We start from the raw sequence: 15,371 nt of genomic DNA, 5'->3' as shown, positions 1-15,371 counted from the left end.
GCTTGAGCACACCGTCGGGTCGGCTCCTCGGGTCTTTTCCGCCCCTGCCGCGTTGGCCGGCTTGCAGGACCGGAAAATCCCTCGCGGATCCTCAGCCGCCGGCATCCTCAAGCGATCTCTCAGCTTCAGGTTGAATGTTGGGCGGGAAATGACGACGATCCCGCGACATGTCCCTGGCCCTGCTCCCCGCCGAGCGGATCGGCGTTTCCGCGCGCATCCGGGCGGGGGCGTCGGCGGTGCTCGCCCGGCAGCAGGGGCGCTTCGCGCCCTGGCTGGCGGTGGCGCTGGGGGCGGGGGTGCTGCACTACCTGGGCCTGGCCGGGGAGCCGGCCTGGCAGCCGCTCTGGGTCGCCCTGCCGCTGGCCGGGCTGGCCTTCTGGCTGGCGCGGCGCTGGCTGCTGCCGGGCTGGGCGCTGGGGTTGCTGGCGGCCTTCCTGCTGGGTCTCGGCGTGGCGGGCTGGCATGCCGCGCGGATGCCGCCGCCGCTGGTCCTGCCTTTCGGCGCGGTCCAGCTCTCCGGCGTGGTGGCGGAGGTGCAGCCCCTGCCGGAAGGGCGGCGGCTGGTGCTGGAGCAGGCCCGGATCGGGGAGGGGGCGGCGCTGCCGCGGACCATCCGGGTGCGGCTGCGCGCGGATGATCCGGCGCGGCCCCTGCCGGGTGATGTCGTCAGCCTGCGGGCGCTGATCCGCCAGCCGGGGATGCCGGCGGTGCCGGGCGGGTGGGATTTCCAGCGGGCGGCCTTCTTCAGCGGCCTGGGCGGGTCCGGCTTCGCGCTGGGGCCGGTCGTGGTGGAGCGGGGGGCGGAGGAGCCGCTGCTGGCCGGGCTGCGCGCCTGGCTGGACCAGCGGGTGGCGGCGGCGATTCCCGGCGCCGCGGGGCCGGTGGCGGCGGCGCTGCTGACGGGGACGCAGAGCGCGATCCCGGAGCCCGCCATGCAGGCCATGCGCGATTCCGGGCTGGCGCATCTGCTTTCCGTCTCCGGCCTGCACATGGCGATCGTCATCGGGCTGGTCTTCGGGCTGTTGCGGGGCGCGATCGCGCTGGTGCCCTGGCTGGCGCTGCGGGTGCCAGCCAAGCCGGTGGCGGCGCTGGTCGCGCTGGCGGCAGGCGCCTTCTACATGCTGCTGACGGGATCGCAGGTGCCGATGCAGCGATGCCTCGGCATGGCGGCGCTGATGACGGTGGCGATGCTGGCGGGGCGGCGGGTACTGTCCGTGCGCGTGCTGGCGGTGGCGGCCGCGGCGGTGCTGCTGGTGGCGCCGGCCGAGGTGGTGGGGCCGTCCTTCCAGATGTCCTTCGCCGCGGTGCTGGCGCTGGTTGCGGGGCATGAGGCGCTGCGCGGGCCGATCGCGGCCTTCCGCGCGGGGGGCGTTTCGGGCCCGCGGGCCTGGCGGCGGGTGGCGCTGGTGGTGCTGGGGCTGGTCGCGACCTCCGCCCTGGCCGGCGCGGCGACGGCGCCTTTCGGGCTGCACCATTTCGGCCGGCTGCAGGTCTATGGCATCGCGGCCAATGCGGTGGCGGTGCCGCTGACCTCGCTGCTGGTCATGCCGGCGGGGCTGGCGGCGATGCTGGCGCTGCCCTTCGGGCTGGAAGCCTGGCCGCTGGCGGTGATGGGCTGGGGGACGGAGGGGATCCTGTGGGTGGCGCGGGCGGTCGCGGCCTGGCCGGATGCGGCGCCGGTGATGGTGCCGCTACCGGGATGGGGCCTGGGGCTGGCCAGCTTCGGCTTCTGCTGGCTGTGCCTGTGGCGGGGATGGCTGCGGCTGCTGGGGGTGCCGGTGGTGGTGGCGGGGCTGGCCGCGGGGCAGGTGACGCCGGCGCCGGATGTGCTGGTCTCCCCGGATGCCCGGATCGTGGCGCTGCGCACGGCGGAGGGGGTGTTCCTGCATCGCCTGCCCGGCGCGAGCAATTTCACGCGGGATTCGATGCTGCGGGCGCTGGGCGTGACGGCGGCCAGCCCCTTGCCGGAGACCGGGGAGGTCGCGGGCGGCGCCATCGCCTGCACGCCCGCCGCCTGTCGGTTCCGCCCGCATCCGGGGGCAGGGGAGGCGGTGCTGCTGCGCAGTCCGCCGCCGGCGCGGGGCCGCCGGGCGGACCCGCCGGACCCCGCCGCGCTGGCGGCCGCCTGCGGCCGGGCGGCGCTGATCCTGGCGCTGGAGCCGATACGCCCGCGCTGTGGCCAGGGCGAGACGATCGACCGCTTCGCGATGTGGCGGGATGGTGCGCAGGCGGCCTGGCTGGGCCAGGCGGGGGCGCTTGTGGTGTCGGACCGGGCCTGGCGGGGTGACCGGCCCTGGGTGCCGCCGGTGCCGCTGCCGGGCCGGGTGGAGGCGCTGCCGCTGGCGCCGGTCGACCCCGGCGGCCATTGACCGTCCCCATCAACACGCCGCCATCGGATGGAACGGTGGCAGTTACCCTCCCTTAAGACCTTGCGACCTAGATTAACGGGGCAGGAAACAAGGGAATGAAGGACATGATCGCGACCATCGCGTCCTATCCGGCGCTCATGGATTTCGGCCTCGTTGCCATGGGGCTGCTGGCCGGCGCTGGTGCGCTCACGGCCTGGCAGCGCCTGCATGCGTGGCGGGAGCAGCGCCAATCGGAATGGGACCCCTACTGAGGCGGGGCGGCCCGGCCTTCCGGCCGGGCCATCGGTGCTTCAGTACTTGCGCAGCAGGCCGATCAGGCGGCCCTGCACGCGGACCCGGTCGGGTCCGAAGATCCGCGTCTCATAGGCGCGGTTGGCGGGTTCCAGGGCGACGGAGTTGCCGCGGCGGCGCAGACGCTTCAGCGTCACCTCCGCCTCATCCACCAGCGCCACGACGATGGATCCGTTCTCCGCCGTGTCGCCGCGGCGGATGATGACGGTGTCGCCATCGAGGATTCCGGCCTCCATCATCGAATCACCGGCGACTTCCAGCGCGTAGTGCTCGCCACCCGCCAGCAGGGCGGCCGGGACTTCCACCATCGCGGTGGAGTCGCGCAGAGCCTCGATCGGCATGCCGGCGGCGATGCGGCCATAGAGGGGCAGCGATACCGCCGTCGCGTCATTCGCCGTCTTCTGCACGCCGGCCAGGCCGGGCGCGAAATTGCCGCGGATGACATTGGGCGTGAAGGCCGGGGCGGCGGGGGGCGCCGCCGGCGTGGCGACGGGCGCGGGATCGGCCCTGCGGGGCGAGACGTTCTCCGGCAGGCGCAGCACTTCCAGCGCGCGGGCGCGATGCGCGCGGCGCTTCAGGAAGCCCCGTTCCTCCAGCGCCGTGATCAGGCGGTGGATCCCCGACTTCGACTTGAGGCGAAGGGCCTCCTTCATCTCCTCGAAGGACGGGGAGAAGCCGGTGGCGCGCAGGTGCCGGTCGATGAACATCAGCAATTCGTGCTGCTTGCGCGTGAGCATGGGTTTCTCCACTGCCGGTTCCCCCTGGGGTGTTCCGAAGGGGTGGGGGCGCCTTCGCCCCGAACAAACAAGCAACCGACGTGGATGTTCTATGTAGGTTCCTGCGGCGTCGTCAAATGTTTTCCACAGACCCAGGAAAAACCTGGGCTGAATCGAGATTCTTGACCAGTGGAAAACGCGTGAATCCGCGCGAATCAGAGGCCGAGGCGATCCAGCGGAATCGCCTCCACCGCCGCGCCCTCGGGCAGGGCGGGGGCGTAGGGGGCGCGCAGGATCAGGGCTTCCGCCCGCGCCAGGGTCTTCAGCATGGAACTGTCCTGCTGCGGGAAGGGGGTGGCCACGACGCGGCCATCGCGGTCCCGGGACAGGGTGGCGCGGAGGTGGTCGAAACGCTTGTCGTTCTCCGGCAGCGCGCTTCCGGCATGGGCCTGGATGGTGGGGGGCGGTGCGGCGGGTTCGCCGGACAGCACGGCGAGGGCCGGCATCAGGAACTGCACGGCGCAGACCATGGCGGAGACCGGGTTGCCCGGCAGGCCCAGCACGGGGGTGGTGCCAAGCCGCCCCCAGATCAGCGGCTTGCCCGGCCGCATGGCGATCTTCCAGAAATCCAGCGCGAAGCCGTCCTGCCCCAGCGCGGTCTGGATCAGGTCGTGGTCGCCCACGCTGGCGCCGCCGGTCGTCACCAGCAGGTCGCAGGCGCGCGCCGCGGCGGCGGTGGCGGCGATGGCTTCCCGGTCATCGGGCGCGATCGGCAGCACGAGGGGATCGCCGCCCCCGGCGCGGACCATGGCGGCGATGGCATGGGCGTTGCTGCTGACGATGCCGCCGGGGGGGATCGGATCGCCGGGGAGCGCAATCTCATCTCCCGTGGCCAGGATGCCGATGCGCGGGCGGCGATGGACCATCAGCCAGGGGTGGTTCGCGGCGGCGGCCAGGCCGACATCGCGGGCGGTGAGGCGCCGGCCGGGGGCGATCAGCGCCTCGCCCTCGGCGAAGTCGAGGCCGCGGCGACGCACCCAGCGGCCGGCGCGCACGGCTTCCCGGACCTCGACCACGCCATCCGCCGCGACGGCGTCCTCCTGCAGCAGGATGGCATCCGCGCCCTGAGGGATGAAGGCACCGGTGAAGATGCGGACGGCCTGGCCGGGGCCGACGCGGCCGGCATAGGGATGGCCGGCGGGGGCCGATCCCACCACGGCCAGCCTTGCGTCCAGCACCGCATCGGCGGCGCGGACGGCATAGCCATCCATGGCGGAGACATCGGCCGGCGGCTGGGTCAGGCGCGCGATCACGGGGCGGGCGAGGACGCGGCCCCAGCCCTCCGGCAGGGCCACCGCCTCGGCGGGGGTGGGGGCGAGGCCGCCCAGGATTCGGGCCCGGGCTTCCTCAACCGATAGCATCAGGTCGCCTCGTAAGTACCGGATTTGCCGCCGGATTTATGCACCAGGCGGATATCCTCGATCCGCATCGCGCGGTCGGCGGCCTTCACCATGTCATAGACCGTCAGCGCGGCGACGGTGACGGCGGTCAGCGCCTCCATCTCCACGCCGGTCTGGCCGGTGAGCTTGACCGTCGCCTCGATCTCCACCGCGTCGGGGGCCACCGGTACCAGGTCCACCGTGACCTTGGAGATCAGCAGGGGGTGGCAGAGGGGGATCAGCTCGCTCGTCTTCTTCGCGGCCATGATGCCGGCGATGCGCGCCACGCCCAGCACATCGCCCTTGCCGACCTGGCCGGCCTGGATCAGGGCCAGCGTCTCCGGCTGCATGACCACGCGGCCGCGGGCGGTGGCGGTGCGGCTCGTCTCCGCCTTGGCGGAGACATCCACCATGGCGGCGCGGCCGGCCTCGTCGAAATGGGTGAGCTTCGTCACGGGGGGCTCAGTCGAGCGCCGTGATGAGTTCCCGCGCCGCCGCCTCCACATCCGCCTGGCGCAGCAGGTGTTCGCCCACCAGCAGGCAGCGGGCGCCGGCGCGGCACATCCGGCGGACATCGTCGGGGGTGCGGATGCCGCTTTCGCCGACCGGAATGCGGTCCGCGGGGATCAGCGGGATCAGCTCGTCGGAGGTGCCAAGATCCGTCACCAGGGTCTTCAGGTTGCGGTTGTTCACGCCGATCAGCCGCGTCTCCAGCCCCAGCGCGCGGTCCAGCTCCCGCCGGTCATGCACCTCCGCCAGCACGGCCATGTCGAGCGACCGGGCGACATCCTCCAGCTCCTGCGCCTGGTCGTCGGACAGCGCGGCGAGGATCAGCAGGATGGCGTCGGCGCCCATCGCGCGGGCCTCGAACACCTGCCAGGGATGGACCATGAAGTCCTTGCGCAGGACGGGCAGGGAGCAGGCGGCGCGGGCCTGGACCATGTGGCCGAGGTCGCCCTGGAACCAGGGGCCGTCCGTCAGGACGGAAAGGCAGGCGGCGCCGGCCTTCTCATAGGCCTGGGCGATGGTCGCGGGCTCGAAGGGGTCGCGGATCAGCCCGCCGGAGGGGGAGGCGCGCTTGATCTCCGCGATCAGGCCGACCCGGCCTTCCGCCACCGCATCGCAGAGCGCGCGGGTGAAGTCGCGGGGCGCATCGGCGGCGGCGGCGCGCTTCTCCATCTCATGCAGGCTGACGGCGGCCGAACGCTCCCGCACCTCCTCGTATTTGTCGGCGAGGATGCGGGCCAGGGTGTCGGACATGTTGGGCGTAGGCGCGTTCATGGGGGGGACTCAGGCAGTCGGTTCAAGGGGGGCAGGCGGCGCCGCGGCGGCGCGGAGGCGGTTGAGCACGTCGAGCGCCGCGCCGCCATCGATGGAACGCGCGGCGATCGGCACGGCGTCGCGCAGCGTCGGCGCGACCCCGGCCACGACCAGGCCGGCGGCGGCATTCAGCAGCACGACGTCGCGATAGGGGCCGGGGGCACCCTCCAGCAACGCCAGAACGGCGGCCGCGTTCTCCGCGGGGTCGCCGCCTTTCAGCGATTCCGCGGGGGCGCGGGGCAGGCCGGCATCCTCGGGCGAGACCTCGAATTCCCGGATCAGCCCGTCCTTCAGCTCCACCACCTGGGAGGGGCCGGCGAGCGTCAGCTCATCGAGCCCCATGCCATGCACCAGCCAGGCGCGCTGCGTGCCGAGGCGGGCCAGGGTCTCCGCCATGGGGCGCAGCCATTCCGGGGCGAAGGCGCCCGTCATCTGCCGCGTCACCCGGGCGGGATTCGCGAGCGGCCCCAGCAGGTTGAAGATGGTCCGCGTGCCGAGTTCCACGCGCGGCCCGGCGGCGTGGCGCAGCGCCGAATGGTGGCGGGGCGCCATCAGGAAGACCATGCCGGCTTCCGCCAGCACCGCCGGCAGGCGATCGAGCGGCGTCTCCATCACGGGGATGCCGAGTGCGGAGAGCGCATCCGCGGCGCCGGAGCGGGAGGAGAGCGCGCGGTTGCCGTGCTTGGCCACCTTCACCCCCGCGCCCGCGACCACGAAGGCGCTGGCGGTGGAGATGTTGAGCGTGCCGGCGGCATCGCCGCCCGTGCCGACGATGTCGATCGCATCCGGCGGCGCTTCCACCGCGATCATGCGGGCGCGCATGGCCCGCACGGCGCCGGTCATCTCCGCCACCGTCTCGCCCCGCACGCGCATGGCCATCAGCAGGCCGGCGATCTGGGCGGGCGTTGCCTCGCCGGCCATGATCATGCCGAAGGCGGCTTCGGCCTCGCTCTCCGCCAGGCGTTCGCCCTGGGCGAGCCGCGCCAATACTTTCTTCATGCTGCCGCGGTCTGCATGGCGAAGGTGTTTCGGGGTGCCATCGGATCAGGCGGCCGCGAAGGCGTTTCGCTGCCCGGCCAGGGCCAGGAAGTTCCGCAGCATGTCGTGGCCATGCTCGCTGGCGATGCTCTCGGGGTGGAACTGCACGCCCCAGATCGGCAGGTCCCGGTGCGCCATGCCCATGACCAGGCCGTCCGAGGTCCGGGCCGTCGGGATCAGCGTCTCCGGCAGATCCTCCACCACCAGGGAATGGTAGCGGGTGGCGCGGAAGGGGGAGGGGAGGCCGGCGAAGATGTCCGTGCCGCCATGGGTCACGTCCCAGACCTTGCCGTGCACGGGCGTGGGCGCCCGCACCACCTTGCCGCCGAAGGCCTGGCCGATGGCCTGGTGGCCGAGGCAGACCCCCAGCAGGGGCAGGCGTTCGGCCGCGGCGGCGGCGATGACATCAAGGCAGATGCCCGCCTCATTCGGCGTGCAGGGGCCGGGGGAGAGGACGATCGCGTCCGGCTTCAGGGCCAGGGCTTCGTCGGCCGACAGAGAATCATTGCGCCGAACCTCCACCACCGCCCCAAGGTCACCCAGGAAGTGGTAGAGATTCCACGTAAAGCTGTCGTAATTGTCGATCAGCAGGATCATGCGGCCCGATGGTCGCCCCGCGCCCGCGGTTAATCAAGTGTGGCGGAAGCGGGGCGGGGCTGCGTCGCGGCTGGAACAGCGGATTGACGGCGCCCTGCCATCTGCCATGGTAGTTTCAACCAAGCAGGAAACGTCCCCCTGTCCGTCCTCCGCCCCTTCACCGAGACCGACCTGCAATCCCTGGCCGCCCGCGCCTATGCGCGGATCCGGGAGGCGATCGTGGCGGGCAGCCTGGCGCCGGGGCAGCGGATTTCGGAACGCGGGCTGGCCGCGGCGCTCGACATCTCCGCCCAGCCGGTGCGGGAGGCGCTGCGGCGGCTTGAGGTCGAGGGGATGGTGGAAACCAGGCCCCGCAGCGGGACCTATGTGGCCGATCTCGGCCGGGACCGGCTGTTCGAGATCGGGCTGATCCGCGCGACGCTGGAAGCGGTTGCCGCCAGGCTGGCCGCCGAACGCGCGACGCCCGCCGACCATGCGGCGATGCGGTCCAGGCTGGATGCCATCGCCGGCGCGATGCGGAGCGAGGATGCGGCCGCCGTGACGCTGGCGAATGAGGCGCTGCACGACGCCATCCACGCCGCCGCCGCCAGCCGGGACGTGACCCGGCTGCTGGAGGGGTTGCGCGCCTATGACCATTTGACGCGCGAACGCATCCTCTCCACGGCGGAGGAACGCGCGACCGCGCAGGCGGAACACCAGGCCATCGTGCAGGCCATCATCGCCGGCGATGCCCGCGCGGCGGAGGCCGCCATGAAGGCCCATGCGCTGAGATCACTATCCGTCGCCCTGCCCTGAGCGGGGTGGCGGCAAAATGTTGAGGGAGGAAAGAAGAATGAACCGTCGCAGCCTGCTGGGGGCGCTTGCCGCCAGCGCCGCCCTGCCGATGCCGGCCTTCGCCCAGGCCCGGCCCTGGCCGTCCCAGCCCATCCGCGTGATCATCCCCTTCGCGGCGGGGGTGACGGACACGCTCGGCCGGCTGGTGACGCTGGAGATGGGCCGCCGCCTGGGCCAGACCTTCGTGGCGGAGAACCGGCCCGGCGCGGGCGGCAATATCGGCGCGGAAGCCTGCGCGCGGGCGCCCGCGGATGGCAACACCATCTGCATGGGCACGATCAGCAGCCACGCGATCAACCCCGCCATCATGGCGCGGATGCCCTATGACAACCTGCGCGACTTCGCGCCCATCACGCAGCTGTCGCACCAGCCCAACGCGCTGGTCATCAACAACGACGTGCCGGCGCGCACGCTGGCCGAGTTCATCGCGCTGGTGAAGGCGAGGCCCGGCTTCTTCAGCTACGCCACATCGGGCGTCGGCACCTCCACGCATCTCGCGGGCGAATCCTTCGCGCAGCTGGTGGGCGCGGAGGTGGTGCATGTGCCCTATCGCGGCAGCGGCGGCGTCATGACCTCCGTCATGTCCGGCGAGACGCCGATGTCCTTCGACAATCTTTCTTCGGTTCTGCCGCTGGCGCGGGAGGGTCGCATCCGGCTGATCGGCGTGGGCAGCAAGGAACGCATCGCGGCGGCGCCGGATGTGCCGGCGATCGCGGAGGCGCTGCCGGGCTTCGAGAGCCTGTCCTGGCACGGGTTGTTCGCGCCGGCCAACACGCCGCCCGCCATCGTCGCGCGGCTGCATGCGGAAGCCGTGGCGGCGCTGCGGGAGCCGGCGCTGGCGGCAAGGCTGACGGAATTGGGCTTCACGCTGGTCGGCAGCAGCCCGGATGAATTCAGGGCCTTCATCGCGGCGGAGACGCAGCGCTGGGGCGATGTGGCGCGGCGCGCCAATCTCCGGGTGGAGTGAGTCGATGGCAGTCACTGAACGCGTGGCGACGGCGCTGCGCGGGGTCTCCGGCATCCTGGTCACGCCCTTCGATGGCGATGACCAGCCGGTGCCGGGGAGGCTGGCGCCGATCGTGGACCGGGCGGTCGGCGCGGGCATCGGCGCGCTGACGGTCAATGGCAACACCAGCGAGTTCTATGGGCTGACACTGGAGGAAGCGCGGCAGATGCAGGCGGCGGTGCCGGGCATCGTCGGCGGGCGCGCCGTTGTCGTGGCGGGCGTGGGGCGCAGCGTGAAGGAGGCGGCCAGCCTCGCGAAGGCGGCGAAGGCGGATGGCTGCGACGCCATCATGATCCACCAGCCGCCGGACCCCTTCCGCGCGCCGCGCGGCGTGGCGGCCTATGTGGAGCGGGTGGCGGAGGCGGCGGATGGGCTGCCGGTGCTGCTGTATCTCCGGGATGACAGCGGCGGGCTGGATGCCATCGCGGCGCTCTGCGCGGTGCCGGGGGTGGCGGGGGTGAAATGGGCGACGCCCAACCTGCTGAACCTGGCGGCGGCACGGCGGGCGGCGCCGCACCTCGCCTGGATCTGCGGGTTGGCGGAGCCTTGGGCGCCGCCGATGACGGCGATGGGGGCGCGGGGATTTACGTCAGGTATCATCAACGTCGCGCCGCATCTGTCCATGGCGGTGCTGAACGCACTGGCGGCGGGCGACTATGAGGCCGCGGATCGCGCGGTTCTCGCCATCGAGAACTTCGAAAAGCTGCGGGCGCAGGAAGGCAACGGGGCGAATGTCTCCGTGGTGAAGGCGGCGCTGGCGCTGCGGGGGGAGGATGTGGGCGCGGCCCGCCCGCCCGCCGCCTGGCCGCTGGCGCCGGCGGCGACCGAGGCTCTGCGTGGCGTGCTGGCGGGTTGGGACAAGAACGCCGGCTGAAGCCGGCGATGGGAAGGAAGCGAACCATGAAGCGACGCCTGCTGGGGGCGCTATCGGCGCTGTTGTTCGTGCTGCCGGCGATGGCGGCCGATCTGCCTGAACGCCCCATCCGCATCATCGTCCCCGCCCCCCCGGGCGGCACCAGCGACATCATGGCCCGCGTGCTGGCGGAGGCGGCAGCGCCCTTCCTGCCGCGCGGCGCCGTCGTGGAGAACCGCGGCGGCGCCGGCGGCAACATCGCGGCCGCCGAGGTCGCACGCGCCATTGCGGATGGCACGACCGTCCTGCAATGCAGCTTCGGGCCGTGTGGCGCGAACCCGTCGCTCTACGCCAATCCCGGCTATGATCTGCTGAAGGACCTGGCGCCGGTGATCCTGACCGGCGCGGTGCGTAACGTGATGTCCGTCCGCCGCGACCTGCCGGCGCAGAACGTCCAGGAATTGCTGGCGCTGGCCCGGGCGCGGCCGGGGGCGCTGACCTACGGGTCCTCCGGTGTCGGGGCCTCCAACCATATCGGGCCGGAACTGCTGCGGTCGCTGACGGGGATCGAGATGCAGCACGTGCCCTATCGCGGATCGGGGCCGGCGACGACGGACCTCATCGCCGGGCGCATCGATATCTTCTTCGACAACCTCCCCTCCATCCTGCCGCATATCCGCGCGGGCGCGGTTCGGCCGATGGCGGCGGTGAGCGCCGCGCGGCTGCCGGAACTGCCGGACCTTCCGACCTTCGCGGAACAGGGCGTGGAGGGCATGGCGATCGACAGTTGGTTCGGCTTCCTCGCGCCCATGCGCACGCCCGCCCCCGCCATCGCCGCGCTGAACACGGCCTTCGGCAAGGCATTGGAGAATGAGGTGGTGCGGCGGCGCCTGGCCGACCTCGGCGTGGTCGTGCTGGGCGGCACGCCGGCGCAGATGGATACCTACATGCGCGGCGAGGTCGCGCGCTGGGCCGAGGTGGTCCGCAAGCAGGGGATTCGCGCGGAATGAGTGCCTCGTCCAGGATCACCTGCGTCCGCACGCTGCGGGTGCCGGAACGCGCCAATCTCTGCTGGGTGGAGATCGAGACGGCGGAGGGCCTGACCGGCCTCGGCGAGGCATTTCGCGGCGCGGCGGCGGTGGAGGGGCAGATCCATGACCTCGTCGCGCCCTATCTCCTCGGCAAGGATGCGCGGGACATCGAGCGGCACCACCGCTTCCTGATGACGCCCTATGTCGGCTTCGGGGCATCGAGTGCGGAGATGCGCGCGGCATCCGCCGTGGACATCGCGCTGTGGGATCTGGCGGGGCAGCGGCTCGGCGTGCCTGTCCACGAAGCACTCGGTGGCCTCTCCCGGGACCGCATCCGTGCCTACAACACCTGCGCGGGCTACGACTACAATTCCCGCCCCAACCGGCGGGAAGTGGCGGGGGCGGAGGATCGCGCCGGCCCCTATGACGACCAAATCGCCTTCATGAACGCGCCGGATGAGCTGGCTCATTCGCTGCTGGAGGAAGGCTTCACGGCGATGAAGATCTGGCCCTTCGACATCCATGCGGCGGAATCGGGCGGGCAGCTCATCAACCTGGTCGATCTCAACAAGGGCATGGAGCCCTTCGAGAAGATCAGGGCCGCGGTCGGCGACCGGATGGAGGTGATGGCGGAACTCCATTCGCTGTGGTCGCTGCCTGCCGCGTCGCGCATCTGCAACGCGCTCGCGCCCATCCGGCCCTTCTGGGTGGAGGACCCGATCCTCAAGATGGATGACACGGCGGCGCTGGCGGAATTGCGGCGCATGGCGCCAGGGGTACCGATCTGTGCCAGTGAAACCCTGGGCGGCAAGGTGGCGTTCCGTGACCTGCTGGTGGCCGGCGCCACCGATATCGTCATGGTGGATTTGACCTGGTGCGGTGGACTGACGGAGGCTCGGAAGATCGCGGCCATGGCGGAAGCCTGGGCGCGTCCGGTCGCGCCGCACGATTGCACGGGGCCGGTGACGCTGGTCGCGTCGCTCCATTTCGCGCTACACGCGGCGACGGCAATCTTCCAGGAGGTGGTGCGGGCGACGCTGGCCACCTGGTACCGGGACCTGGTGACGGTGCTGCCGCGGGTGGAGCGCGGCTATTGCCTGCCGATGCAGGGGCCGGGGCTGGGGACCGCCTTGCAGCCGGACACCAGGAAGCGCGCGACGATCCGCGAGAGCAGGGCCTAGGCAGCTTCAGGGGCTGGCGGGGGGAGGACGAGGTCCCCACCCCCGTGCCCGCGCCGGCGCGGCGGCTCGACCTTGATGCCGCGCTCGGCCTGGTGGCGCCGGATGCGCTGCTGGTCGTCACCACCGCCTATCTGCTGCTGCCCGCGCTCATCTTCGCGGCCGGGTTCCTGGCGCTGCCCTGGGCGGCGACCTGCCTGCTGGCGGGGCTCGGCGCTTTCGCGATGATGCCGGGGTGGCGGGGCGGCTGGCCGCTCTCCGCCCGCGCGACCCTGGCCTGCGCGGCGGGGGCGCTGGCCTGGGGCTTCGGGGCCAGCGGGACGCACCACCTTCTGTACGCCGCGGTCGATTGGCAGATCCGGGACGCGGTGCTGCATGACCTCTCCACCGGGCCCTGGCCGGTGCTCTACGCGATCGGGGACCTCGCCTGGCTGCTGCGGGCGCCGCTTGGCTACTACATGCCGGCGGCGGCGGTCGGCCGGCTGGGGGGCATCGCCGCGGCGCAGGTGGCGCTGTTCCTATGGACCGCGCTCGGCCTGTTCCTGGTGCTGGCGCTGCTGGCGGCGCTGGCGCGGGATGTGCTGCCGGGGCGGCGATACGCGGCGCTGGTGCTGGCGCTGGTCTTCGTCAGTTTCGGCGGGCTCGACCTGCTGCCCAATCTCTGGCTGGACGCGACGGAAGGCGAGGGCATCGGCGCCTATTGGGGCCGGGGCGGCGAATGGTGGGCGCGGGAGTTCCAGTTCTCCGGCCATCTGACCCTGCTGCTCTGGGTGCCGAACCATGCGCTGCCGGCCTGGCTGCCGGCGCTGCTGCTGCTGCGCCATGCGCGCCAGCCGCGCTTCGCCGCCATGGCGGGGCTGCCGCTGGCCGCCGCCGCGATCTGGGCACCGCTGTCGGCGCTGGGCGCGGGGGTGCTGACCGGCGCCGCCTTCCTGCTGGCGGGCTGGCCCGTGATCCGCGGCGCGCTGGCGGGGCCGGCCAATTGGCTGGCGGTGGTGCTGGTGGTGCCGGCGGGGCTGTTCCTGATGGCGGGGGCGTCCTCCATCCCGCATGGGTTCCTGTTCGGCATCCATGGCTGGGACAGCCTGCCGCGCCTGCTGCTGTTCCTGCTGGTGGAGGTCGGCGCCATCGCCGCCGCCGTGCTGCTGCTGGCGCGGTCCCGGCTGCTGGCGGTCGCGGTCGGGCTGCTCGCGGTCCTGCCGCTCTATGTCTTCGGGCCGGGCAACGAGATGACGATGCGCGGCGGCATCGCCGCCCTGGCCTTCCTGGCCGTGGCGGGCGCGCTGGCGTTGCTGCACGCCGCGCCGGGCTGGCGCCGCGCGCTGCTGGCGGCGCTTCTGGCCATCGGTGCGCTGGGGCAGGGGATGGAGGCCTCCATCCTGGTCAACGAACCCTGGGCGCTGAGCCGCGGCTGCACCCTGCCGGAGGCCGCGGCGCAATCCGTCTTCACCGACACGGACTGGTCCCACTACGTCATCCCCTGGCCGGATGGCGCCCTGGCCGCCCTTCTGGCCGCGCCGGCCGAACAGCTGGTGGACCCGGAAGCGGTGGCCCGCTGCTGGCCGGAGTAGCGCCGGCGAAGGCCGGCAGCCCCGGCCCGTCCCTCGCAGCGCCGTGACGGCCGTGGTAGTCAGCGTGGCTCAGCGCGCCGTGACTGCACAGACCCGCCAGGGATCAAGCCCATGTCGATCGTCACGGCGCCGCCGCAACCCGGCTGGGACCCCGCGCATCTCCAGGCCGCCATCGCCGCCGCGGGGGTCGGCCTGTGGTGGTGGAACGTGCAGACCGACGAGATCGCCATGGACAGCCGCGCCCAGGGGCTGTGGGACCTGCCGATGAGCAGCGTCACCACCTTCGAGGCCATGTCGACGAAGATCCATCCCCGGGACCTCGACCGGGTGCGCGCGGCCTTCGCGGCCACGCGGGTGACGCTCGGCCCCTATGAGATCGATTTCCGCATCCTGTCCGGCGACGACATCCGCTGGGTATCCGCGCGCGGGCAGGGCAATGACGCGGATATCCATGAACAGGTGATGCGCGGCATCTTCCTCGACGTGACGGGGCGCAAGCAGGCGGAGGAAGCGAACGAATTGCTGGCCGGGGAGATGAGCCACCGGGTCAAGAACCTGCTGCTCGTTGCCTCCCAGCTCGCGCAGATCACGTCCCGCTCCTCCGCCACCACGGCGGAGATGGCCAAGGATCTGGCGAAGCGGCTGACGGCCCTCGGCCGGGCGCATGATCTGGTGCGCCCCGCCGGCGGCGCGAAGGTGCAGGCGGCGCTGCTGGCGGATCTGCTGACGGTGCTGCTGCAGGCCTATGACGAGACCGATGGCCATTCGGGGCGGATCCGCATTGCCGTGCCGCGCATGGATATCGGGGAGGCCGCGGCGACGACGCTGGCCCTCGTCGTGCATGAACTCGCGACCAATTCGCTTAAATACGGCGCGCTGTCCGTGCCCGCCGGCACGCTGGACCTGCGCTGCGCCGCGCCGGAGGAGGAGGTGGTGCTGGCCTGGACGGAACGGGGCGGCCCGCCGGTCGTGCAGCCCCCGGGCCCCGTGGGCTATGGCAGCGAACTCATCCGCCGCAGCGTGGCGCGGCAGCTCGGCGGCGGGATCGACTATGATTGGTCCGCGGAAGGGCTGATCGTGCGGCTGCGGATGCGGCGGAACCGCCTGGCGGCCTGACCCCGGCGAGGC

15 protein-coding genes are annotated in these 15,371 nt (G+C 72.3%); 9 read left to right on the top strand and 6 right to left on the bottom strand.

Translation table 11 applies throughout. The annotated features are described in order from the left end of the window. Positions 1–167: 167 nt before the first annotated feature. Both BM041_RS20650 and BM041_RS30715 read left to right on the top strand, forming a co-directional pair. Positions 168–2,369, top strand: a complete 2,202-nt coding sequence (locus BM041_RS20650; RefSeq protein ID WP_092961791.1) for a ComEC/Rec2 family competence protein — start codon at positions 168–170, stop codon at positions 2,367–2,369. A 95-nt stretch (positions 2,370–2,464) separates the two neighbouring features. Beyond that, on the top strand, positions 2,465–2,620 hold the full coding sequence (locus tag BM041_RS30715) for a hypothetical protein (RefSeq protein ID WP_175534060.1): 156 nt from the start codon (positions 2,465–2,467) through the stop codon (positions 2,618–2,620). A gap of 39 nt (positions 2,621–2,659) precedes the next feature. On the opposite strand, the gene lexA is transcribed toward BM041_RS30715, so the two are convergent. The 6 genes from lexA to BM041_RS20620 form a co-directional block, all read right to left on the bottom strand. Beyond that, entirely contained in the window at positions 2,660–3,397 is a 738-nt protein-coding gene (lexA, locus tag BM041_RS20645) for a transcriptional repressor LexA (protein WP_092961790.1), read from the bottom strand. A gap of 194 nt (positions 3,398–3,591) precedes the next feature. Beyond that, positions 3,592–4,797, bottom strand: a complete 1,206-nt coding sequence (locus tag BM041_RS20640) for a molybdopterin molybdotransferase MoeA (RefSeq protein ID WP_092961789.1) — start codon at positions 4,795–4,797, stop codon at positions 3,592–3,594. Next, positions 4,797–5,270 (bottom strand): cyclic pyranopterin monophosphate synthase MoaC, encoded by a 474-nt coding sequence (gene moaC / locus BM041_RS20635; protein WP_139226119.1) that lies wholly within the window; start codon positions 5,268–5,270, stop codon positions 4,797–4,799. Before moaC ends, BM041_RS20640 begins: the two co-directional genes overlap by 1 nt. Before the next feature lie 7 nt (positions 5,271–5,277). Beyond that, positions 5,278–6,096 (bottom strand): indole-3-glycerol phosphate synthase TrpC, encoded by an 819-nt coding sequence (trpC, locus tag BM041_RS20630; protein ID WP_456303966.1) that lies wholly within the window; start codon positions 6,094–6,096, stop codon positions 5,278–5,280. Between the two features lie 9 nt (positions 6,097–6,105). Further along, positions 6,106–7,134, bottom strand: a complete 1,029-nt coding sequence (trpD, locus tag BM041_RS20625; RefSeq protein WP_092961786.1) for an anthranilate phosphoribosyltransferase — start codon at positions 7,132–7,134, stop codon at positions 6,106–6,108. 45 nt (positions 7,135–7,179) lie between these two features. Next, a complete protein-coding gene (locus BM041_RS20620; protein WP_092961785.1) occupies positions 7,180–7,770 on the bottom strand; it encodes an anthranilate synthase component II in 591 nt (196 codons plus the stop codon). A gap of 99 nt (positions 7,771–7,869) precedes the next feature. Between BM041_RS20620 and BM041_RS20615 the strand changes: the two genes are divergently transcribed. The 7 genes from BM041_RS20615 (at position 7,870) to BM041_RS31900 (ending at position 15,359) form a co-directional block, all read left to right on the top strand. Next, positions 7,870–8,565: a GntR family transcriptional regulator gene (locus BM041_RS20615; protein ID WP_342713813.1), complete on the top strand. Its 696-nt coding sequence runs from the start codon at positions 7,870–7,872 to the stop codon at positions 8,563–8,565. A gap of 37 nt (positions 8,566–8,602) precedes the next feature. Further along, a complete protein-coding gene (locus BM041_RS20610; RefSeq protein ID WP_245762194.1) occupies positions 8,603–9,571 on the top strand; it encodes a Bug family tripartite tricarboxylate transporter substrate binding protein in 969 nt (322 codons plus the stop codon). A gap of 4 nt (positions 9,572–9,575) precedes the next feature. After that, entirely contained in the window at positions 9,576–10,484 is a 909-nt protein-coding gene (locus BM041_RS20605; protein WP_092961782.1) for a dihydrodipicolinate synthase family protein, read from the top strand. Between the two features lie 26 nt (positions 10,485–10,510). Then, the gene (locus BM041_RS20600) at positions 10,511–11,473 is read left to right on the top strand and encodes a Bug family tripartite tricarboxylate transporter substrate binding protein (protein ID WP_245762193.1); all 963 of its coding nucleotides are present in this window, start codon (positions 10,511–10,513) and stop codon (positions 11,471–11,473) included. Continuing rightward, positions 11,470–12,675 (top strand): mandelate racemase/muconate lactonizing enzyme family protein, encoded by a 1,206-nt coding sequence (locus tag BM041_RS20595; protein ID WP_092961780.1) that lies wholly within the window; start codon positions 11,470–11,472, stop codon positions 12,673–12,675. The genes BM041_RS20600 and BM041_RS20595 overlap by 4 nt, the downstream gene beginning before the upstream one ends. Positions 12,676–12,719: 44 nt before the next feature. Beyond that, positions 12,720–14,243, top strand: coding sequence for a hypothetical protein (locus BM041_RS20590; protein ID WP_092961779.1), 1,524 nt, complete (start codon positions 12,720–12,722; stop codon positions 14,241–14,243). Between the two features lie 111 nt (positions 14,244–14,354). Beyond that, positions 14,355–15,359 carry a sensor histidine kinase gene (locus BM041_RS31900; protein WP_092961778.1) on the top strand — a complete coding sequence of 335 codons (1,005 nt, stop codon included), beginning with the start codon at positions 14,355–14,357 and terminating at the stop codon, positions 15,357–15,359. Positions 15,360–15,371: the final 12 nt, after the last annotated feature.

It is taken from the genome of Falsiroseomonas stagni DSM 19981, from assembly GCF_900114315.1.
GTDB lineage: Bacteria > Pseudomonadota > Alphaproteobacteria > Acetobacterales > Acetobacteraceae > Falsiroseomonas > Falsiroseomonas stagni.
The sequence above is the reverse complement of the archived record's forward strand: the minus strand, read 5'-3'. Positions and strand labels throughout refer to the sequence as shown.